This is a genomic window from Streptomyces sp. NPDC102441, from assembly GCF_044765585.1.
GTDB lineage: Bacteria > Actinomycetota > Actinomycetes > Streptomycetales > Streptomycetaceae > Streptomyces.
Genome location: NZ_JBIWKH010000004.1, coordinates 441,924 through 462,771, shown reverse-complemented (window position 1 = coordinate 462,771; position 20,848 = coordinate 441,924). Strand labels below are relative to the sequence as shown.

General features: G+C 72.5%; 14 protein-coding genes. 6 read left to right on the top strand and 8 right to left on the bottom strand.

All coding sequences use genetic code 11. The annotated features are described in order from the left end of the window. Nucleotides 1–136: 136 nt before the first annotated feature. Nucleotides 137–1,150, top strand: a complete 1,014-nt coding sequence (locus tag ACIREO_RS10925) for a hypothetical protein (protein WP_404107363.1) — start codon at nt 137–139, stop codon at nt 1,148–1,150. Between the two features lie 22 nt (nt 1,151–1,172). On the opposite strand, the gene ACIREO_RS10920 is transcribed toward ACIREO_RS10925, so the two are convergent. Continuing rightward, nucleotides 1,173–2,954: a DUF6350 family protein gene (locus tag ACIREO_RS10920; RefSeq protein WP_404107537.1), complete on the bottom strand. Its 1,782-nt coding sequence runs from the start codon at nt 2,952–2,954 to the stop codon at nt 1,173–1,175. A 149-nt stretch (nt 2,955–3,103) separates the two neighbouring features. On the opposite strand from ACIREO_RS10920, the gene ACIREO_RS10915 reads away from it, so the two are divergent. Further along, a complete protein-coding gene (locus ACIREO_RS10915) occupies nt 3,104–4,372 on the top strand; it encodes a helix-turn-helix domain-containing protein (protein WP_404107361.1) in 1,269 nt (422 codons plus the stop codon). Nucleotides 4,373–4,513: 141 nt separating this feature from the next. Here ACIREO_RS10915 and sucD read toward each other — a convergent pair whose 3' ends face one another. The 5 genes from sucD to ACIREO_RS10890 form a co-directional block, all read right to left on the bottom strand. Further along, on the bottom strand, nt 4,514–5,398 hold the full coding sequence (gene sucD / locus ACIREO_RS10910) for a succinate--CoA ligase subunit alpha (protein WP_404107359.1): 885 nt from the start codon (nt 5,396–5,398) through the stop codon (nt 4,514–4,516). A 21-nt stretch (nt 5,399–5,419) separates the two neighbouring features. Then, nucleotides 5,420–6,601 carry an ADP-forming succinate--CoA ligase subunit beta gene (gene sucC, locus ACIREO_RS10905; protein WP_404107357.1) on the bottom strand — a complete coding sequence of 394 codons (1,182 nt, stop codon included), beginning with the start codon at nt 6,599–6,601 and terminating at the stop codon, nt 5,420–5,422. A gap of 300 nt (nt 6,602–6,901) precedes the next feature. Further along, entirely contained in the window at nt 6,902–8,086 is a 1,185-nt protein-coding gene (locus ACIREO_RS10900) for a VWA domain-containing protein (RefSeq protein WP_404107355.1), read from the bottom strand. A 91-nt stretch (nt 8,087–8,177) separates the two neighbouring features. Then, nucleotides 8,178–10,496 (bottom strand): DUF5682 family protein, encoded by a 2,319-nt coding sequence (locus ACIREO_RS10895; RefSeq protein WP_404107353.1) that lies wholly within the window; start codon nt 10,494–10,496, stop codon nt 8,178–8,180. Next, nucleotides 10,493–11,605: an AAA family ATPase gene (locus tag ACIREO_RS10890; RefSeq protein ID WP_404107352.1), complete on the bottom strand. Its 1,113-nt coding sequence runs from the start codon at nt 11,603–11,605 to the stop codon at nt 10,493–10,495. The genes ACIREO_RS10895 and ACIREO_RS10890 overlap by 4 nt, the downstream gene beginning before the upstream one ends. A 93-nt stretch (nt 11,606–11,698) precedes the next feature. Between ACIREO_RS10890 and ACIREO_RS10885 the strand changes: the two genes are divergently transcribed. Then, nucleotides 11,699–12,748 carry a hypothetical protein gene (locus ACIREO_RS10885; protein ID WP_404107350.1) on the top strand — a complete coding sequence of 350 codons (1,050 nt, stop codon included), beginning with the start codon at nt 11,699–11,701 and terminating at the stop codon, nt 12,746–12,748. A 138-nt stretch (nt 12,749–12,886) separates the two neighbouring features. Beyond that, entirely contained in the window at nt 12,887–14,515 is a 1,629-nt protein-coding gene (locus tag ACIREO_RS10880) for a DUF5691 domain-containing protein (protein ID WP_404107349.1), read from the top strand. Between the two features lie 30 nt (nt 14,516–14,545). Here ACIREO_RS10880 and ACIREO_RS10875 read toward each other — a convergent pair whose 3' ends face one another. After that, complete coding sequence (locus tag ACIREO_RS10875) at nt 14,546–14,959, bottom strand: cobalamin B12-binding domain-containing protein (RefSeq protein WP_404107347.1); 414 nt, start codon at nt 14,957–14,959, stop codon at nt 14,546–14,548. A 344-nt stretch (nt 14,960–15,303) separates the two neighbouring features. On the opposite strand from ACIREO_RS10875, the gene ACIREO_RS10870 reads away from it, so the two are divergent. Both ACIREO_RS10870 and ACIREO_RS10865 read left to right on the top strand, forming a co-directional pair. Further along, complete coding sequence (locus ACIREO_RS10870; RefSeq protein ID WP_404107345.1) at nt 15,304–16,275, top strand: esterase/lipase family protein; 972 nt, start codon at nt 15,304–15,306, stop codon at nt 16,273–16,275. A gap of 238 nt (nt 16,276–16,513) precedes the next feature. Next, on the top strand, nt 16,514–18,094 hold the full coding sequence (locus ACIREO_RS10865; protein WP_404107343.1) for a M23 family metallopeptidase: 1,581 nt from the start codon (nt 16,514–16,516) through the stop codon (nt 18,092–18,094). A gap of 25 nt (nt 18,095–18,119) precedes the next feature. Here the strand turns inward: ACIREO_RS10865 and pcrA are convergent, their stop codons facing one another. After that, nucleotides 18,120–20,558, bottom strand: coding sequence for a DNA helicase PcrA (pcrA, locus tag ACIREO_RS10860; protein ID WP_404107342.1), 2,439 nt, complete (start codon nt 20,556–20,558; stop codon nt 18,120–18,122). Nucleotides 20,559–20,848 lie beyond the last annotated feature (290 nt).

Sequence of the window (20,848 nt, the reverse complement as noted above, 5' to 3'; positions counted from 1 at the left end):
GAACGGTCCGACCGTCAGCAACGATACCGGCACACCCGACGGCCCCCACGGGACGGGGGCGTAGCCGGGAGGTAGCGTCAGGGGACAGGGAACCGCCCCCGGGCGGAAATGACGAGATGGGGAAGACGTTCACCACATGCCGGACCGCCTCCGCACCGCCTTTGGCCACCCGCTGCCCGAGCGGGCATCCACGCTGATGCGGGAACGCCAGTCCTCATCACCGGACTCCTCGCCGGACTCGGGTTCCACTTCGGGCTCGGGTTCGTCCGGGTCCTCGTCGGGTTCCTCCGGGTCCTCGCCCGGGTCCTCCGGGTCCTCGCCCGGGTCCTCCGGGTCCTCCGGGTCCTCGCCCGGGTCCTCCGGGTCCTCTGGCTCCTCGTCCGGGTCCTCCGACGACAATCCGTTCGCGGCACCGCCCGAGGACCGGCCCGACCAGCCCTGGCAGCCCCGCCACCCTTCCCACGCGCCGGAAAACCACGGCAACGGCGGAAGCGGAGGCAGCGACGGCGGCGAGGGCCCCTCCGACGACCGCCCGGTCTGGGGCAGCCAGTGGAGCGACCAGCAGCCGGGCCGCCAGGGCGGCGGCTTCGGTGGCCGTCCCGGCGGAACGAGCGGGCCGAGCGGTAAGGGCGGCGGCCCGGAAGGCAGTCCCGGCGGCTTGCGCTGGGACCCGACCGACCCCGCTCAGCGGCGCGCACGCTATGCGGTGCTGGGCGGCATGTGGGCGTTCTTCTTCGCCCTCTTCGACTTCCCCGAGATCGCGATGCTCCTCGGCGCCCTCGCCGTGTACTGGTCGATCAGCGCCCTCCGCGGTGGCCCGCGGAAGCCCCAGGCGGACGGCACAGCGCAGGCAGCGGTGTCCGGCACAAGCAGCCCGGACCGCGCCACCACGCCCCCGCCGCCGGGGGCCGCGCCCGGAACGGCCCCCGCCGCCGCGCAGGGCAGCAGCCGGCAGCAGACGACGGCGGCGGTCAGCGGCCTGGTGACGGCCATCCTGGCCCTGGCGATCGTGGCCACCGGCTATACGGTCCAGTTGGTCTACCGCGACTACTACACCTGCGTGAACGACGCGCTCACCAAGACCGGTGCGCTCTCCTGCAACGACAAGCTGCCGGATCCGCTGGAGCCCTTCTTCGGCGTGAAGGAGTAGGGCTTTCCGGACCGGACGCTCGCTACGGAGCGGCTTCCCGGCCGGGTTCCGAGTGCCCTTGGGCATCCGGAACCCGGCCGTCCGGCGTTTCGGGCTCGGGGGCGGGAGCCGGCTTCGCAGCGGGGGCGGGCTCCGGAGCCGGCGTGACGGCCGGCGCGGGAGCGGGAGCCGGCGTTGCAGCGGGAGCCGGGGACGGCGTGGCGGCCGGCGCGGGAGCCGGAGTCGGCGTTGCAGCGGGAGCCGGGGACGGCGTGACGGCCGGCGCGGGAGCCGGTACGGGCCCGGATGCGGGCCCCGGGTTCGGGTTCTGGTCCGCGTCCGGCGCGAAGTCCGCCATCAGCCCGCCCGAGTTCTTCTTGAGCGCGGCCCAGCGCGCCTCCCTCGCCCCGTCCTCGTGCCACGGGTCGGCCGAGAGGAAGTCGTACGGCCCCGCTTCCTCGTCCACTCCCCCGGGCTTCTTCTCCGCCGCCGGCTCCGGCTCCTGTCCTGCTTCCGCCTTCGCCTGCGCCCCCTTCGCCGCTTCCCACCGCCACCCCCACCGGTGTTCCCTCAGCCGCCACGCCCTGAGCAGCAGCGCCGCCGGTACGCCGATCACGGCCGTCCACGCAAGGGCCGCCGGGCCCACCAGCCACCACACGGGGCCGAACTCCGCCAGCGCCCCGGTGCCCAGCGGACCGCCCGACGACGCCGCGAGTACGGCAGCACCGGCCCCGCAGCCCACGGCGGCAAGCCCTGCCACCAGCGCGGTAGGGGCCTGACCCCACGCCTCCTCACGCCCTCCGCGCACCGGAGCCGCCCCCCGTGCGACGAACCTGGCGACCACCAGGGCGGCCAAGGCGGGTACCGCGACCGCCGCCCAGTTCGCCGCCGTCCCCGGGCCGTGGGACGGCACCGCGGCCAGCAGGGGGAAGTCCGGGAGCGCGGGGGGCCCGGTGAAAGCGAGCGGGGTGGCCATGGACGCCGTACCGAGGGCGAACCCCGGCCCCAGGCCGTAGGCGGCACCCCACATCGCCGCGTTCGGCACGAGTGCCGTCGCCAGCAGGAGGACGGAGATCCGGCCCGCCCAGTCGCCCGAAAGACCCACGAACGACTCCCGTGCCGCACCCATGTGCCACACCAGTGCGACCGCGACCAGCAGCGCACCGCCGCCGAGCAGCATGATCACACCCGCGACGGCCGACCGCACGGCCACCCCGGCCCCGGACCGGAATCGGGGGCGGGCAGCGGCCTCCTGCAGCCTCAGCGGCGCCCAGACCAGCAGCGGAGTCAACGGGCGGCCACGGGCCGTCCACACCCCGGCGGCGGCCGCGCCGGTCACCACGAGGGTGACGGGGAAGGCGATCGAGGCCCGGTCGGCGGGCAGCGCGCCGTCCCGTGCGTAAGCCGCCGCGGCCAGCACCACCAGCAGGTATCCGGCGCTCACCGCGCAGAACGCCCCGACCGCCGAGTGCTCCCCCGCCGGCCTCCCCTCCGTCTCCGCCGGGTCCCGGGCCTCCGCCGACTCCCGGGCGGCCCGGCGCACCAGCCACACCGGCAGCACGACGAGCAGCAGCGGGACCGTCGCCACGGGCACGGGGTGGCCTCCCACCGTGTCGGCCCGGACGAGTTCGGCGCCGTGGGCGAGGAGCCAGATACCGGTCGCCACATGGAGGGCGCCTCCGGGCCCGCTGTCGGGGTACGGAGAGCTGATCCACAGCACCATGACCAGGACCGCCAGCGAACCCAGCCCAAGCCCTGCCGCCAGCACTCCGCGCACGAAGGCGGAGGCCAGTGCGGCGGACCTGCTCCGCTCGGCCGGCAACATCAAGCTGCGTTCGGTCACTTGGGTCACGCGACCATGCTGCCAACGACACGCGCTTATTTCGTGTAACGGGCGAATGGCCGTTGTGTCGCCCAATATACGTTTATGTACTTTTTCACCCAGTGCAGTGTCATCGGGACCGGAGGCCGGGCATGACGAGGAGCACCACGGCGCCCGCCGCCCCCCTGCCCTCCCCCAAAGAGCGCCGCAGGCTCCGCGAGGCCAGGGCACTGAGTGAGGCACAGGTCGCCGCGGCCGTGGGAGTCACCCCCGCCACCGTCCGCGCCTGGGAAACAGGCCGCACCAGCCCGCGGGGCCGCCGGCGCGCGGCCTACGCCAGGCTGATCGGCTGCGCCGGGCACCGCGCCGCGCCGCCCTCCTCCGTCGAGGCCACCGGGAGCGGCACGACGCCCCCGACCGGCACCGGTTCCGCCACGGACACCCCGGCCCCCCTCGCGCCGGCGGCGCCGGCCCAGGACACCCCGGCCCCTGGCACCCCCATGCAGGACGCGCACCCCCCGGAGGCCACGACTCCGGAGGAGAACGCACCGGGCCCCACCGCGCCGGAAGAGCAGGAGCCCGCTCCGCAGCCCCGGCAGGACCTCACCGCCGAAGAGGCGTACGACGCGCTGTACGGCCGCACCGCGCCCGGCCTCACCCGGCAGATGTATCTGCTGACCGGCCGCCGGAAGCTCTCCGGGGAGGCCGTCGAACACGCCTTCCGGATCGCCTGGCAGCGCTGGCCCGAGGTGGCCAGGGACCGTGATCCCGGGGGCTGGGTGCGGGCGGCGTCGTACGAGTACGCGATGTCGCCCTGGCACCGGCTGCGCCGCGCCCACCGCCGGGCCGACGCGCTGCCCGAGGACCCGGCACGGCGTGCGCTGCTCGACGCACTGCTCGGCCTGCCGTCCTCGTACCGGCGCACCCTGCTGCTCCACGACGGTGTGGGCCTGGGGCTGCCGGAGACGGCAGCGGAGACGGAGGCCAGTACTCCTGCCGCGGCGAACAGGCTGCTGCACGCCCGGGCAGCCGTCGCCGAGCGGCTGCCCGCACCCTCGCAGCCCGAGGAACCCGGAGGCGGGCCCGCAGTTCTCCGCGGGCGGCTGGGCGCACTGGCCCTCGCGGAAGAGGTGCCCGAACCGCCACCGGCCCCCGCCGTACGCGCGGGCAGCGAACGCGTCGCCGAACTCTGGACCCGGGCGGCGCTCTGCTTCGGGGCGCTGCTCATCGGCACGACCGCGTTCACCCTGCACACGGCCCCCACCCAGTACGAGCAGCCGCTGGCACCCGCCGAACGTGTCGGCGGCGTCCCTCCGCGAGGGGGTCCTGAGAAGCTGACGCCGCAGGACGTGAAACTGCAGAAATCACTGAGGGCCGAGCTCACGCACGGCCCGGAGCGGCTTGTGCCGCGGGTTCCCTGACCGGAACCCCCCGGGCGGGATCTCTCCGGCTGACCTCCTGAGGGCTCCGGACGCGGAACGGCGCGGGCCCGCACCCCGTCGATCAGGGGTGCGGGCCCGCGCCGTTCCGCGGTGAAGCGGTGAGCGGTGACGCGGTGGGCGTCAGCCGCCGAGGATCTCGCGCGCCAGCTTGGCGGTCTCGGTCGGCGTCTTGCCGACCTTCACGCCTGCGGCCTCGAGGGCCTCCTTCTTGCCTGCGGCGGTGCCGGAGGAGCCGGAGACGATGGCGCCCGCGTGGCCCATGGTCTTGCCCTCGGGGGCGGTGAAGCCCGCGACGTAGCCGACGACCGGCTTCGTGACGTTCTTCGCGATGTAGTCGGCGGCACGCTCCTCGGCGTCGCCACCGATCTCGCCGATCATCACGATGAGGTCCGTCTCGGGGTCGGCCTCGAACGCGGCGAGCGCGTCGATGTGCGTCGTACCGATGACCGGGTCGCCACCGATGCCGACGGCCGACGAGAAGCCGATGTCACGGAGCTCGTACATCATCTGGTAGGTCAGCGTGCCGGACTTGGACACGAGACCGATGCGGCCGGGCTTGGTGATGTCGCCCGGGATGATGCCGGCGTTGGACTGACCGGGGGTGATCAGGCCGGGGCAGTTCGGACCGATGATCCGGGTCTTGTTGCCCTTCGCGTTGGCGTACGCCCAGAAGGCGGCCGAGTCGTGCACCGCGATGCCCTCGGTGATCACGACGGCGAGGGGGATCTCGGCGTCGATCGCCTCGACGACGGCGGCCTTCGAGAAGGCCGGCGGCACGAAGAGGACGGACACGTTCGCGCCGGTCTTCTCCATCGCTTCCTTGACGGAACCGAAGACCGGGACCTCGTTGCCGTCGAAGTCGACGGAGGTGCCGGCCTTGCGCGGGTTCACGCCGCCGACGATGTTGGTGCCGTCGGCGAGCATGAGCTTGGTGTGCTTCATGCCCGTCGCGCCGGTCATCCCCTGGACGATGACCTTGCTGTCCTTGGTGAGGAAGATAGCCATGGTGGTCTGAGTCCCTCTTCCTTACTTCGCAGCCGCGGCGAGCTCGGCGGCCTTGTCGGCCGCGCCGTCCATGGTGTCCACGCGCTGGACCAGCGGGTGGTTGGCGTCGGAGAGGATCTTGCGACCCAGCTCCGCGTTGTTGCCGTCGAGGCGCACGACGAGCGGCTTCGTGACCGCTTCGCCCTTGGACTTGAGCAGCTCAAGCGCCTGGACGATGCCGTTGGCGACCTCGTCGCACGCGGTGATGCCACCGAAGACGTTGACGAAGACGGACTTGACGTCCGCGTCGCCGAGGATGATCTCCAGGCCGTTCGCCATGACCTCTGCGGAGGCGCCGCCACCGATGTCGAGGAAGTTGGCGGGCTTCACGTTGCCGTGCTTCTCACCGGCGTACGCGACGACGTCCAGGGTCGACATGACCAGACCGGCACCGTTACCGATGATGCCGACCTCGCCCTCGAGCTTGACGTAGTTGAGGTTCTTGGCCTTGGCGGCAGCCTCGAGCGGGTTGGCCGCGGCCTTGTCCTCGAGCGCCTCGTGACCCGGCTGACGGAAGTCGGCGTTCTCGTCGAGAGACACCTTTCCGTCCAGGGCCAGGATGCGGCCGTCCTTGGTCTTCACCAGCGGGTTGACCTCGACGAGGAGGGCGTCCTCGGCGACGAAGGTGTCCCACAGGGTCACCAGGGCCTCGGCGACACCCTCGGCCACGTCAGCCGGGAACTTCGCCTGGGCCACGATCTCGCGGGCCTTGACGATGTCGACCCCGTCGACGGCGTTGACCGGGACCTTCGCGAGGGCCTCGGGGGTCTTCTCCGCGACCTCCTCGATGTCCATGCCGCCCTGCACCGAGGCCATGGCCAGGAAGGTGCGGTTGGTGCGGTCGAGGAGGTACGAGACGTAGTACTCCGCCTCGATCTCCGGGGACAGCTCGGCGATCATCACGTTGTGGACCGTGTGGCCCTTGATGTCCATGCCGAGGATGTCGGTCGCCCGGGCGACCGCCTCGTCGGGGGTGGCGGCCAGCTTCACGCCACCGGCCTTGCCGCGGCCGCCGACCTTCACCTGCGCCTTGACGACAGACTTGCCGCCCAGCCGCTCGGTCGCCTCGCGGGCTGCCTCAGGCGTGTCGATGACTTCACCGGCCAGCACCGGTACACCGTGCTTGGCGAAGAGGTCCCTCGCCTGGTACTCGAACAGGTCCACGCGCGTCCGTCCCTTTTAGTGGTCTCGCGGTTGGTTTTCTGCGTGGGCGTGCCGCGAGGGCAACGTGACTGCGCAGTCACTAGGGAGGCGCACACGGTGACCCGGTACGCGGCATGTCCATCCGGCAGGTTATCCCCCGCGCCGCACCGGACCCTAAATTGCAGATCACACCTGAGCGGTGATACCGGTCACAGACCGCGCTGGTGGCCGGGTTACGAGGGACAAAACGGCACCTCCGCCGGGGCCCGCCGGGGCCCGCCGGGCGGTCCGTGGCCGGCCGTCGGCCCGGGGTCCGTGCGGTCACCGGCCGGTGTCGGGTGCCGGCAGGGGCCGCTTCTCGATCGCCGCCGCCATGACCTCGGGGAAGAGGTCCGGAGTACAGGCGAACGCGGGGGCTCCGAGCGACCCCAGCGCGGCGGCGTGCTCATGGTCGTAGGAGGGCGCGCCCTCGTCGGAGAGAGCGAGCAGGGTCACGAACTGCACGCCGGACGCCTTCATCGCCGCGGCCCTTCCGATCATCTCGTCGCGGATCCCGCCTTCGTGGAGATCGCTGATGAGGACGACGACCGTTTCCGCCGGACGGGTGATTTTCGACTGGCAATAGGCGAGGGCGCGGTTGATGTCCGTACCGCCGCCGAGACGCGTGCCGAAGAGGACGTCGACCGGGTCGTCGAGCTGGTCCGTGAGGTCGACGACGGCCGTGTCGAACACGACGAGCCGGGTCGCCAGGCTCCGCATCGATGCGAGCACCGCGCCGAAGACCGAGGCGTGGACCACGGAGTCCGCCATGGATCCCGACTGGTCGACACAGAGGATGACGTCCTTCTTCACGGAGCGGTCGGTGCGCCCGTACCCGATGAGACGCTCGGGTATCACCGTGCCGGCCCCTTCGCCGCCGGGTACGGGCACGTAGTTCCTCAGGTTGGCCCGGATGGTGCGGTCCCAGTCGATGTCACGGTGGCGAGGCCGGCCCGCCGCCCTGGCCGAGCGGTCCAGGGCGCCGGTGAGCGCCGCCCTGGTGCGGGTGGCCAGCCGGCGCTCCAGGTCCTCGACGACCTTGCGCACGACGGCCCGGGCCGTCTCCCTCGTCGTCTCGGGCATGGCCTTGCCGAGCGAGAGCAGGGTGCCGACCAGATGGACGTCGGGTTCCACGGCCTCCAGCATCTCCGGCTCCAGCAGCAGGGCGGAGAGCCCGAGCCGGTCCATCGCGTCGCGCTGCATGACCTGCACGACGGAGGCCGGGAAGTACGTACGGATGTCGCCGAGCCAGCGGGCCACCGACGGGGCGGACGCCCCGAGCCCCGCGGAACGCTCGGCTCCACCCCGGCCGCCGGGCTTCCTCCCGTTGTCGTACAGCGCGGTCAGCGCTCCGTCCATCGCCTCGTCGCGTCCGGTGAGCGCGCGTCCCGTGCTCTCGGCGCTGTCCGCGCCGAGCACCATGCGCCAGCGCCGCAGCCGCTCGTCCTCGGCAGGCGTCACGTCCATCGCCCTCTCCCCTTCTACGTTCTTCGTTCTTCGTGTCAGCTCTTCGTTCTTCGTGCCAGCTCTTCGTTCTTCGTGCCGGCCCCGCTCGTGGTCATCCGCTCGCCCGTGCCGGGGTGTCCAGGCCGAGCAGCAGCCGGAGCACGGGCACGACTGCGTCCGCCCGCTCCTCGTCGAGTCCTTCACCGAAGCCCGGCGTGGCGGGTACTCCGTCGCCGCGCGCCCTGCCACGACCCGGTCCCCGGCGCACGAGCTCGCCCAGAGTGCGGCGCACACCCGGCTCGTAGGCCGAGAACGTGCGGCGCAGCAGGGGCAGCACGTCGGGGAACGTGTCGGCCGGTATGCCCGTCAGCCAGCTGTCGACGAGCCCGAGGAGCCGCTCGTCATGGACGAGCAGCAGGCCTCCGCCCGCGGCTTCGCCGACGAAGCCCTCGATCCAGCCGGCCGCGTCGGGCGGTGCGGTGCCGGGTGAGAGGGCGAGCCCCATCAGACGCGCGGCCTCGCTCTCGGCCAGCCGCCCGTCGTCCAGGAGCAGGCGCGTGGCGCGGCCCCGGATCACACCGGCGACCGTGTCCCTCGCGGACAGCTTGCGCAGGACGCCGGCCCACCGCTCGGGCAGGCCCTCCGCCCGTACGGCGTCGGCGAGCAGCCCGATCGCGGTGTGCACGCCGTCCACCCGGCGACGGGCCTCCGCTGCCGCGTCAGCGTCGAGGCCGGTGCAGGCGGGCGGCAGGCCCACGCAGACACGCTCGGCGAGACCGACGGCCACCTCTCCGAGAGCGGCGGTGCCGGTGGACCGCACGTCCCCGTACCGCAGGGAGCGGGCCAGGGCGGGCAGGGCGTCGGCGAGGTGGCCGACGTCCGCGTCGAGGGCGGCCCGGTCGGAGAGTGCCCTCATCACGACGGGCAGGGCCTCGGGCAGGCCGGCCAGGAGACACCGCTCGGCGAGCGCCGTGACCCCGGCGAGCGATGACGCGGACAGGGCGTCCGCCTCGGCCCTGGCGGTCGCGGCTCCGAGCACGGTGGTGCCCCACACACCGGCCTCGGCGATCCGGACGAACAGCTCGGGCTCCCAGCGCAGTCGCCAGCTCTCCCGGAACGTCCCCGTGCTCCCCCGGCCGGCGGTGGGTTCGCCCCAGTCCACGCCCAGGAGCCGCAGCCGGTGCAGCAGCCTGCTGCGGGCCGCGTCGGTGTCCTTGCGCAGATCGAGCTCCAGCTCGCGCCGCTCCGCCTCGGGCCTGAGTCTCAGCGTGCGCTGCTGCCGGTCCAGGTCGCGCTGGAGGGGGACGGCGGGGGCGGTGTCCGGGACCTCGCCGAGGATCTCACCGACGACGAGCCGGTCCCGCACGAGGGCGAGCGGCACATCGGATCCCTCGCACATGACCGCCCTGACCGCGTCGGTGGCCTCGGCCAGGCCGACGGCCGGGCGGTCGCGCAGGGCGGCCAGCGTCCCGGCGAGCCGGACGGCCTCGATGACGTCCGCGGAGGACACGGCTCGGTCCGTGTCGCGCAGGAGTCCGGCCACCTTCGTCATCCAGCGTTCGACGGGCAGGTCGGGGACGCCGAAGAGGTGGCCGTACCAGCCGGGTGACTCGATCCCCGCGCCGCATCCGCTGTGCCGGGCGAGCCTGCGATGGGTCCAGGGCACCCAGGTCAGCTCCGTCCGGACCTTGGGAATCCCCTTGAGGAGCGCCCGGTCCGCGGCGACCGTCGTCCCCGCGCGGAGCGCCGGCACGTGCCACGCACCGCAGACCACGGCGATGCCGTCGCCGAACTCCTTCCGGGCGGCGCGCAGCTGAAGGCGCATGGCCGCCTCCCGGACGGCGTCCTGGGGATGCCCCCCGTCCCCGTATGTCTCACGCAGCGCGGTCATCGCCTCGGCGAGCGCGGCGAACGGGGCACACGGATCAGCCGGCCGGCCGTCGGCCGCGCGGTGCTCGACGACGTCCTCCCACCAGCGCTCGGGGTCGTCGTAGCCTGCGGCTCCTGCCAGGATTCCGATCGGATCGATGCCCCTGCCTTCCTCCGGGCCGCCGTCCGGGCCGTCCTCCCGCTGATCCGCCAGCGCCAGGGAGTGCGCGGCGGGCAGGTCCACGAAGCGCACGGGGACCCCCTGCGCCGATGCCCAGCGGATCGCGACCCACTCGGGCGAGAAGTCGGCCATCGGCCAGAACGCGGCACGCCCCGGATCGTCCAGGGCGTGGGCGAGGAGCGCGACCGGCGGACGCATCCGTCCGTGCGCGGCGAGCGGCAGCAGCGCGTCGCCCTCGGGCGGCCCTTCGACGAGCACGGCATCGGGCCGTACCGACTCCAGGGCGGCCAGGACCGCGCGGGCGGAGCCCGGGCCGTGGTGGCGCACCCCCAGCAGCAGCGGTCCTCCGGGGGCGGCGGTCCCTCCGGCGCCGGGTGTCATTCCGCGGCCTCACGGCAGGCGCGGTAGAAGTCCTTCCAGCCGTCGCGCTCCCGGACGACGGTCTCGACGTACTCCTGCCAGATCACATGGTCGGCCGTGGGGTCGCGGACGACGGCCCCGATGATGCCGGCCGCCACATCTCCGGGGCGCAGGACTCCGTCCCCGAAATGGGCGGCGAGCGCGAGGCCTCCGGTGACGACGGAGATGGCCTCGGCCGTGGACAGCGTCCCGGAGGGCGACTTGAGCTTGGTGCGGCCGTCCGTGGTGACGCCGTCGCGCAGCTCACGGAAGACCGTGACGACGCGACGGATCTCAGCCAGGCCGTCGGGCGCCGGAGGCAGTTCGAGCGAGTGTCCGATCTGGGCCACGCGCCGGGACACGATGTCCACCTCGGCCTCGGGGGTCGCGGGCAGCGGCAGCACGACGGTGTTGAACCGGCGGCGCAGAGCGCTGGAGAGCTCGTTGACCCCGCGGTCGCGGTCGTTCGCCGTGGCGACGAGGTTGAAACCCCTGACCGCCTGGACCTCCTGCCCCAGCTCGGGGATGGGGAGTGTCTTCTCCGAGAGGATCGTGATGAGCGCGTCCTGCACATCGGCGGGGATGCGGGTGAGCTCCTCGACGCGCGCGGTCATCCCCTCGGCCATGGCCCGCATGACGGGGCTCGGCACCAGCGCCTCACGGCTGGGTCCGTGGGCCAGCAGCCGCGCGTAGTTCCACCCGTAGCGGACGGCTTCCTCGGGGGTGCCCGCGGTGCCCTGGACGAGCAGGGTCGAATCGCCGCTGACGGCTGCGGCGAGGTGCTCGGACACCCATGTCTTCGCGGTCCCCGGGACACCGAGGAGCAGCAGCGCCCGGTCGGTGGCGAGCGTGGTGACGGCGACCTCGACGAGGCGGCGCGGACCCACGTACTTCGGTGTGATCAGTGTGCCGTCCGGGAGTGTCCCGCCGAGCAGATAGGTGGACACGGCCCACGGCGAGAGCTTCCAACGGGCAGGCCTGGGGCGGTCGTCGGCAGCGGCGAGCGCCTTGAGCTCATCGGCGAAGGCATGCTCGGCGTGCGGCCTCAGGGCTTCGCCGTCGGCGGCTTCGGTCTGTACGGACACGGTCATGGATCCCCCTCCGGATCATCGATCCGATGCGGTTTCCACGGTGCACCACGGCACTGACAATCGGCCCCGGCACACGGCCGGGACCGATTGTCAGTGGTGCGCTCTAACGTCGGTTCCATGGTGCTGAATCACGGGGGAGAACCCAGGCGCTCCGCCGGACCGGTGGCGCTCCGGGCGATGGAGGGGGCGGCGGCCCGTCGCGCCGACCGCAGGGCGGAGCGCATCACGGGCGGTGCGCAGGAGCTGGAGCAGCGGCTCACCGATCTGCTGCGCGGCGGGCTCGCGGCGGCGGACCGGCCGGGTTACACGCTGTGGGAGGAGACGGCGGCCCGCATGGTCGACGCACAGGCCCCTGGACTCGCGGGCCGTGTGCGTGAGTTGGGGTCGGTGCCCGCTTCGGGGCCCGGCTGGCCGGCGCGGCTGCTCGAAGAGTGCGCGCTGCTGCATCTGCTGGACGCGGCCTGGCTCGGACTCGACCGGCTGCCCGGCCCGCTGGCGGCGACAGTGCGTACGAGGGTGGGGCTGACGTCATCGGCCGAAGGACCGGCCGTCCGCGACCGCTGGCTGGTCCTCGCCCAGTACGACACGCCGGACGGCAGGATCGTCACCCGCCGCATCTGGCTGTACGGCAGGGAGTCGGGGCGCACCGCGCTGCTGCTGTCCTACGGGGCGCCGGGACGCACCCCCGACCGGTCGCTGCCGGTGGGCTCGGTGATAGACGCCGAAGTGACGGCCCATCCGGGCGGCGGAGGTCTGCGGGGAGAGCTGGGAGCGCAGTTCGGCGAGCCCCTCGTCACCACCGGGCCGCCACCGGGCGGCACAACCGCCGACGCCGTCGCCGCGTACGGGAACGCGCTGCGCCACGATCCCTGGCTCGACGCCTGGCCGGTGACGCTGCGCGACGTCATACCCGTGCCGTCAGGGGACGGCTGGCAGCTGGTCGGCGCGGCGGACGGCTCCGCCCTGCCTGTCGCAGCCTCGGCGCTGTCGCGTCCGGGCCTGTGGAAGCTCGTGGCGCTCTCCGGGGGCGGCCCGCTGACGGTGTTCGGCGAGTGCGGGCACCGGGGTTTCGACCCGCTCGCGGCCTGGTGCGCCGAGGCCACCGCCGACGGCGCGCCGGACACGGCGGTGGCGCTCGCCTGACACCCCGCCAAGTGATTCCCCCGCTCCCTCGATTCCCGCGCCCCTCGATTGCCGCCTCCTTCGACTCCTCCTCCTCCTCCTCGATCCTCGCCTCCCCGACCCCCTGAGCACCGTTCCCGGACCACCGGAAGGGACCCGATGTCCACCATCGTCACGACGGCCGGCGTCACCGTGAGCGCCCCGTGGGAAGACCTCGTCACCTCGGCGCTGCTCGGCACCGACCGGCGCCCCCTCCGGGGGGATGACGGCACCGTGACCGGTCCGGCGGCGCTGCTCGACACGGCGGCGGTGCACACCGTGCGGCGCAGGGCCGCTCTGCGGCCGGCCACCGGTGCCGCCCCGCCCGCGCCGGCACCCGCCGATCCCCGGCCACCGCTGCCCGCGGCCGCCCGCCGCCGGCTCGCCCAGCTGCTCGCGGACCGGTCGGCGCCGTCCGGCGGCGGGCGCCGGGGATCGGCTCCCGACCTCACCGAGCTCATCCCCCAGTGGCTGGCCGCCGCCGGTGCGCACGGTTACCGGGCGCCGGCGGAGCTGCTGCCCGCGCTGCTGGACGCGGCGAGAGCGCGTACGGATCTGCGCCCGGGTGTACTCGCGTTCGCCGGGCCGCGCGGACTCTGGCTGGCCGGCCTGAACCCGGAGTGGAGGTTCGCGTTGCGCGCCTCGTCACGCGGCGCGCAACGGCCGGCCACAGCGGATCCGGAGGCGGTGCGCCGGCTCTGGGACGAGGGTCTCTTCGCCGAGCGGGTCGCGCTGCTCGGTGCCGTCCGGGAGCAGGATCCGGGTGCGGCCCGGTCCCTGCTCGCGACGACGTGGCCGACGGAGCGGGCCGAGGACCGGCTGATGTTCCTCGATTCCCTGCGGTCCGGCCTTTCCGCGGCCGACGAGGCGTTCCTGGAGGAGTCCCTGGCGGACCGCAGCCGCAACGTACGCTCCACGGCAGCGGAGCTGCTGTCCGCTCTGCCCGGTTCGGCGCTCGCCCGGCGGATGGCGGCCCGTGCCACCACCTGCGTCAACCCCGACCGTACGGGCGGTGCCGTGTCCGTCGCGGTGGAGGCACCGCACGAGTGCGACGCCGCGATGCAGCGCGACGGGGTGGTGCCGGTGCCGCCCTCGGGGCGTGGCGAACGGTCCTGGTGGCTCGGCCAGTTGGTGGAGTCGGCCCCGCTCGGTGTGTGGCGGGAGAGGTTCGGCGGCCGGACGGCCCATGAGCTCGTGTCGCTGCCGGTCGCCGACGGCTGGGCCGGTGAGCTGCACGCCGCCTGGTGCCGCGCCGCAGTGCGGCAACGGGATCCCGACTGGGCGCGGGCGCTGCTCGGCGCTCCCTCGTCACCCCTGGCGAGCGGTCCGGGGACGGCGTCGCTGGCGGAGCGGTCGAAGCTCCTCGCCACCCTGCCTCCGCCCGAGCGGGCGCTCTGGGTCGCCGGCTTCATAGCCGCGCACGGCCTGTCCGAGGCCTTCCAGCTGCTCGGCGTGTGTTCCGTGCCCTGGGACGGGCCGCTCGGCCGGTCGGTGGTCGACGCACTGGACATCGCCCGGGACGCGGGGAGCTATCCCTGGAGCTTCAGCGGGGTGATGGGCCTCGCGGAGCGCTGCCTGAACCCGGCCGAGGCGGACCGGCTCGCGGTGCTCACCACCACGCCCGACGAGCCGGAAGGCGCCTCGCCGGGTGCGGGTGGCTACTGGTCGGAGGCGTTCCAGCGCCTGGTCTCCACCCTGCGCCTGCGCGCCGCCATGGACGCGGAGCTGGCCCAGGACGGCACGGGATGACCACGGAGGCGGGGCGGGGGCCCGACGGGCTCAGGCCTCGGCGGGCTGGCGGACGTTCGCGTTCACCCAGTCGACGATCGAGGCCGTCGTCGCACCCGGGGTGAAGATCTCCGCGACACCCTGTTCCTTCAGCGGAGCGATGTCCGCCTCGGGGATGATGCCGCCGCCGAACACCTTGATGTCCTCCGCGTCGCGCTCCTTCAGCAGCTCGATGACCTTGGCGAAGAGCGTGTTGTGCGCACCCGAGAGGATCGAGAGACCGATGGCGTCGGCGTCCTCCTGGATCGCGGTGCCGACGATCTGCTCGGGGGTCTGGTGGAGCCCGGTGTAGATGACCTCCATGCCCGCGTCCCGCAGCGCCCGCGCGATCACCTTCGCCCCGCGGTCATGGCCGTCGAGGCCCGGCTTGGCCACCACCACTCGGATCGGACCGGTCACACCCATCAATGCCTCCACATGCGTCTCCCGTGCCCGGAGGGCCGGTGATGTGAACGAACGTTATCCACAGCATCCCGCACGTCGTCGTTTCGCGGTGGGCCGGGAGGGGGAAATCACACATGGGACATGTTCGCCGGCGTCGTTCCCAGCACCGGGCGGCCCATCGGCCGCACGGGGAGCGCCGCCAGGGAGCCGCAACGAGGTTGCCGTACCACCGTGCCGTCAGCCGCACGGCACGGTGGTTCGGGCCCCGGCCGCATCAGGGCTGCCGGCCACCTCCGCAGCGACCCCCGTGAGGGCGTTCGGGGCAGGGAGCCGCCTACCCCGCATGCCAGTGCAGGAGGTCGGCCATGAAGGTCCTGTCCTTCCTATCCCCACTGCTGCGGAGGCCGTGTCTGCGCCCCGCCTGGCTGTCGTCGACACTGGTCAGAGCCACCGCGCTGGAGCTGGTGATCCTCGCCGGGCATGTGCTCATCTACCCGTCCGGCCTCACCCCGGAGCGCAGGCCGTCCACGCCCCGGCCCGGTTCGAGGCCGCGCCCGGACCCGGACCGCATCACCCGTCCGGCGGGCACGGCGAGCACGACGGAAACCCCGGACACCGCAAACACGGTGAACAAGGCGGACACCGCAGACGCAGAAGACGCGGCCACGGCGGACACGACCGCGCTGCCCACCGCGGCCGGCACCCGCCCGCCCGTCGTGCTCCTGCACGGCTTCATCGACAACCGGTCCGTGTTCGTCCTGCTCCGCCGCTCCCTGGCCCGGCACGGCTGGCACCATCTGGAGTCACTCAACTACTCCCCGCTGACCTGCGACATCCGCACGGCGGCCGAGCTGCTGGACCGCCATGTGGAGGAGATCTGCGCCCGCACCGGGCACCGCGAGATCGACATCGTCGGCCACAGCCTCGGCGGCCTGATCGCGCGGTACTACGTGCAGCGGCTCGGCGGGGACCGCCGGGTACGCACGCTGGTCACTCTCGGCACGCCGCACGGCGGCACCTCCGCCGCCCCGTTGGCAGGAGCACACCCCATCGTCCGCCAGATGCGCAGCGGCTCGGACCTGATCGAGGAGCTCCGCCGCCCCGCTCCGAACTGCCGGACACGGTTCATCAGCTTCTGGAGCGAGCTGGACAGGGTGATGCTCCCCGTCGAGACGGCCGGCGTCGACCACCCCGACCTCGACGCGGTGAATGTGCGTGTCACGGGAATCGGCCATCTCGCCCTGCCGGTCCACCCCGCGGTCGCGTCCGCGATCCGTCAGGCACTCGAGTCGGACGGCGCGGCCCTCGAAGCTCCGGGAGCGGCCTCCGTCGCCTGATCTCCCTCCCCGGAGCCCTCATGGACACCCACCGAATAGAACAATTTTCGAACATAGTGCCAAGGCTGTCTCCTCGGTCCACCGAAAGGCGCTCGATTGCCCGTTTCCTGAGGTGGTGAAGGCCGCCGAAGATTGTCGTCCTCACCTACCGCCGGGTACAGTCGCGGCCACTACTCACCCTGGGATCCCCCCACCGGACCCCGGAACAGGTCCTGCTGCCGAGGCGAGAGAGAAGTTGGTGAACGACCAGCACCCCCACGCCGGGTATGCCGGATACGACAGCAGCCAGTCCACCGGCAGCTTCGAGACCGACCCGCTCTTCGGGACCCTTCCGGGTCAGCACGACAGCTCCCACGACACGCCGTACGGCGGCGGTTACACCCCCGCGTACGACGTCGGCTACGGCAGCGGTTACGACAGCGGCCAGTGGGACACCGGAGCTCATCAGCAGGCGCAGTACGCCACTTATGACGCCCAGGCCCACCCGCAGGCGCCCCAGGGTTACGACACAGGCGCCACCTGGATGCCCGAGGCCGGAGCCCAGGCGGCCATGCAGGCCCCCGACGCGACGGGCCAGTGGGACACCTCCGGCTGGGACCACACCGGCCAGGCCGGCCAGTGGGCGACGGGCGACACCGGCGCCTTCCCCACCACCACCTTCGACACCACCGCCTTCGACACCACGGCCTACGCGACCGGCACCTACGCCGCCCCCGCCTTCGAGGCCGCGGGTTACGAGAGTTACGCGGCCGCCGACACCGGCACCTACGACGCCACCGCCTGGAACACCGGCGCCACGCCCGAGAACGCCGCGTACGCCCCCGAACAGACGTCGTATCCCTCGTACGAACACCAGTCGGCACCCTACGAGCCGTACGAGACCGCCGAGTTCGCCTCCCACCCCTCCCACGACGGCGTCGTGACCACCGAGGACGGGATCGCGCAGGCGGACCCTTATGCCGAGTATGCCGGGGCCCTCGACACCGACGGCGAACCCGAGCCGATGTCGGACGTCGTCGACGTCACCGCGGAGTCCGCCGCCGCGGCGGTGTCCGCGCGCCCCGTGGGCCGTTCCGGCGGCCGGGGCCGACGCCGGACCCCCGCGAAGCGTTCCGCGCTCCTCACCGTCGCCGTCCCCTCAGCCTGCGTCATGAGCGTCGCGGGCATCGCCGCGGCCTCGGTGGGCGGCGTCGGCGGAGGCGAGGAGACGAAGGACGACACCACGTCCATGGCGGCCGCCGACACGGTCAAGCCGGCTGTGGCCAACAACAAGCTGGACGCCCAGCTCGCCAACCTCAGCGCCGACGCCGAGAACTTCGCCGACCGCGCCAGCCGCACCCAGGAGCGCATCAACCTGAAGGAGCGCCAGGCAGCCGAGAAGAAGAAGCGCGAGGAGGAGGCCGCGCGCCGTGAGGCCGCGCGTCCCAAGTTCGTGCTGCCCGTGAAGCAGCACGGTCTCAGCGCCACCTACGGCCAGGCCGGCGTGAACTGGATGTCCGTCCACACGGGCATCGACTTCCCTGTCACCTACGGCACCCCCGTGATGGCGGCGACCGACGGCACCGTGCGCACCCAGTGGAACAGCGCCTACGGGAACATGGCCATCGTCACCTCGGCCGACGGCACCGAGACGTGGTACTGCCACCTCAGCACGACCAAGATCCGGTCGGGCTCCGTCAAGGCCGGCGACGTCATCGCCTACTCGGGGAGCTCCGGCAACTCCACCGGCCCGCACCTGCACTTCGAGGTACGCCCCGGCGGCGGCTCGGCGATCGACCCGATGCCGTGGCTACGCAGCCACGGCATCAACCCGAACTGAGTCCGGCCCCCGCCGCCGGACCGGGTCAGAGCTTCTCGACCGGCGCGTAGCGCAGCAGCAGCTTCTTGGGACGCTCGTCGCCGAAGTCGACCGTCGCCTTGGCCTGGTCGCCGAACCCCTCGACCGCCGTCACCGTGCCCAGACCGAACTGGTCGTGCGTGACCCGGTCCCCGGCCACCAGTGTGACCACGGGCTTGTCGGAGGTGCGCCGGGTGGCGAACCCCGACGGCCCGGACTTCGAGCGCGACGAGGACAGCGACGACGTGATCCCCGACGTCGGTCCCGCCGGGGCGGCCATGGGCCCCTTGCGCTTCCACTCCAGATGCTGTTCCGGAATCTCCTCCAGGAACCGCGACGGCGGGTTGTACGAGGGCTGGCCCCACGCACTCCGCATCGACGCCCTGGTCAGATACAGCCGCTCACGGGCACGCGTGATGCCCACATAGGCGAGCCGGCGCTCCTCCTCCAGCTCCTTCACCTGACCCAGCGCGCGCATGTGCGGGAAGACGCCGTCCTCCATGCCGGTCAGGAACACCACCGGGAATTCGAGGCCCTTGGCGGTGTGCAGCGTCATCAGTGTGACGACACCGGAGCCGTCCTCGTCCTCGTCGGGGATCTGGTCGGCGTCGGCGACGAGCGCGACCTTCTCCAGGAACTCCGCGAGCGTGCCCGCGCCCTCCTCCTCCGCCCGCTCCTGCTCGAACTCGAGGGCGACCGCGGCGAGCTCCTGGAGGTTCTCGATGCGGGTCTCGTCCTGCGGGTCGGTGGACGCCTGGAGTTCGGCGAGATAGCCCGTACGCTCCATGACCGCCTCCAGCACGACGGCAGGTCCCGCACCGGACTCCACGATCGTGCGGAGCTCCTCCATGAGCGTGTTGAAGCGCTTCACGGCGTTGGCCGAGCGGGCCGCCATGCCGTACGCCTCGTCGACGCGGCGCAGGGCCTGCGGGAAGGAGATCTTCTCCCGCATCGAGAGAGCGTCGATCATCGCCTCGGCCCGGTCGCCGATGCCCCGCTTGGGCACGTTGAGGATGCGGCGCAGCGGGACGGTGTCCTCGGGGTTGGAGAGGACCCGGAGGTAGGCCAGGACGTCCCTGACCTCCTTGCGCTCGTAGAAGCGCACTCCGCCGACGACCTTGTAGGGCAGCCCGACGCGGATGAAGATCTCTTCGAAGACACGGGACTGGGCATTCGTGCGGTAGAAGACGGCGACGTCGCCGGCCTTCGCGTCCCCGGCGTCCGTGAGGCGGTCGATCTCGTCGGCGACGAACTGCGCCTCGTCGTGCTCGGTGTCCGCGACGTAGCCCGCGATCCGGGTTCCGGCGCCCGCGTTCGTCCAGAGGTTCTTGGGGCGGCGGCTCTCGTTGCGTTCGATGACGGCGTTGGCCGCGGAGAGGATCGTCTGCGTGGAGCGGTAGTTCTGCTCCAGCATGATCGTGGTCGCGTCCGGATAGTCCTCCTCGAACTGGAGGATGTTGCGGATGGTCGCACCGCGGAAGGCGTAGATCGACTGGTCCGCGTCACCGACGACACACAGCTCGCCCGGGGCTTCGGCCTCGCCGGACGGACCGACCAGCTCGCGCACCAGGGTGTACTGGGCGTGGTTGGTGTCCTGGTACTCGTCGACCATGACGTGCCGGAAGCGGCGGCGGTAGTGCTCGGCGACGTCGGGGAACGCCTGGAGCAGGTGCACCGTCGTCATGATGATGTCGTCGAAGTCCAGGGCGTTGGCCTCGCGGAGCCGTGCCTGGTAGAGCGCGTAGGCCTGCGCCAGCGTCTTCTCAAAACCGTCCGCCGCCTGACCGGCGAAGGTCTCCTCGTCGATCAGCTCGTTCTTCAGGTTCGAGACCTTCGCCGTGAACGACTTCGGCGGGTAGCGCTTCGGGTCGAGGTCCAGATCGCGGCAGACCAGCGCCATCAGCCGCTTGGAGTCGGCGGCGTCGTAGATCGAGAACGACGAGGTGAACCCCAGGCGCTTCGACTCACGGCGCAGGATCCGCACACAGGCACTGTGGAACGTCATGACCCACATGGCGTTGGCGCGCGGGCCGACGAGGTCCTCGACGCGCTCCTTCATCTCGCCGGCGGCCTTGTTGGTGAAGGTGATCGCGAGGATCTGCCCCGGGTGCACCCCTCGCTCGGCGAGGAGATGGGCGATCCGGTGGGTGAGCACCCTGGTCTTGCCCGAGCCGGCCCCGGCGACGATGAGCAGCGGGGACCCGGCGTGCACGACGGCGGCGCGCTGCTCGGTGTTCAGCCCGTCGAGCAGCGCGGCGGAGTCGATGACGGGGCGCGGGGCCCCGTCGCGGTAATAGGCGTCACGCGGCGGCGGAGGCACGTCGAAGACGTCCTCGAAGAGGCCCTCCGGCACCGCTTCGGGCGTGTGCCCCTCAGGGGGCGGCGGGGGGCCCTCGTCCGCTTGCTGGAGGCCGGTCAGGAAACTGTCGTCAAAGAGGCTGCTCATCGCTTGACGAGTCTAGGCGGCCCCACCGACAGCCCGGGCCGCATCGGTGAGAAGGACCCGAGGCCGCGCGCGCACCGGAACCGCCCGTACACGCAACGTGAGATTCCAGGGTGAATTCCCGCCGCACGGACCGCCACCCCGAAAAGGTCACGAAAATGTATCGGGCATATCGAACATCAACCTTCACAGGGACACCACGGGTTGGCTAGCGTGCTCCGACGGGTGCCCCGTACCCCCTTGAGGCGAACCGCGCCGCACGGGCGCCCCCGCCGAATCCGTACTCCCCCGAA

Coding starts and splice junctions, on each gene's coding strand:
- ACIREO_RS10900 (WP_404107355.1), bottom strand. CDS start 8,086: ATGGACGTGACGCCTGCCGAGGACGAGCGGCTGCGGCGCTGGCGCATG.
- ACIREO_RS10920 (WP_404107537.1), bottom strand. CDS start 2,954: ATGTTGCCGGCCGAGCGGAGCAGGTCCGCCGCACTGGCCTCCGCCTTC.
- sucD (WP_404107359.1), bottom strand. CDS start 5,398: ATGGCTATCTTCCTCACCAAGGACAGCAAGGTCATCGTCCAGGGGATG.
- ACIREO_RS10925 (WP_404107363.1), top strand. CDS start 137: ATGCCGGACCGCCTCCGCACCGCCTTTGGCCACCCGCTGCCCGAGCGG.
- ACIREO_RS10880 (WP_404107349.1), top strand. CDS start 12,887: ATGTCCACCATCGTCACGACGGCCGGCGTCACCGTGAGCGCCCCGTGG.
- ACIREO_RS10895 (WP_404107353.1), bottom strand. CDS start 10,496: ATGACACCCGGCGCCGGAGGGACCGCCGCCCCCGGAGGACCGCTGCTG.
- pcrA (WP_404107342.1), bottom strand. CDS start 20,558: ATGAGCAGCCTCTTTGACGACAGTTTCCTGACCGGCCTCCAGCAAGCG.
- ACIREO_RS10915 (WP_404107361.1), top strand. CDS start 3,104: ATGACGAGGAGCACCACGGCGCCCGCCGCCCCCCTGCCCTCCCCCAAA.
- ACIREO_RS10890 (WP_404107352.1), bottom strand. CDS start 11,605: ATGACCGTGTCCGTACAGACCGAAGCCGCCGACGGCGAAGCCCTGAGG.
- ACIREO_RS10875 (WP_404107347.1), bottom strand. CDS start 14,959: ATGGGTGTGACCGGTCCGATCCGAGTGGTGGTGGCCAAGCCGGGCCTC.
- ACIREO_RS10870 (WP_404107345.1), top strand. CDS start 15,304: ATGAAGGTCCTGTCCTTCCTATCCCCACTGCTGCGGAGGCCGTGTCTG.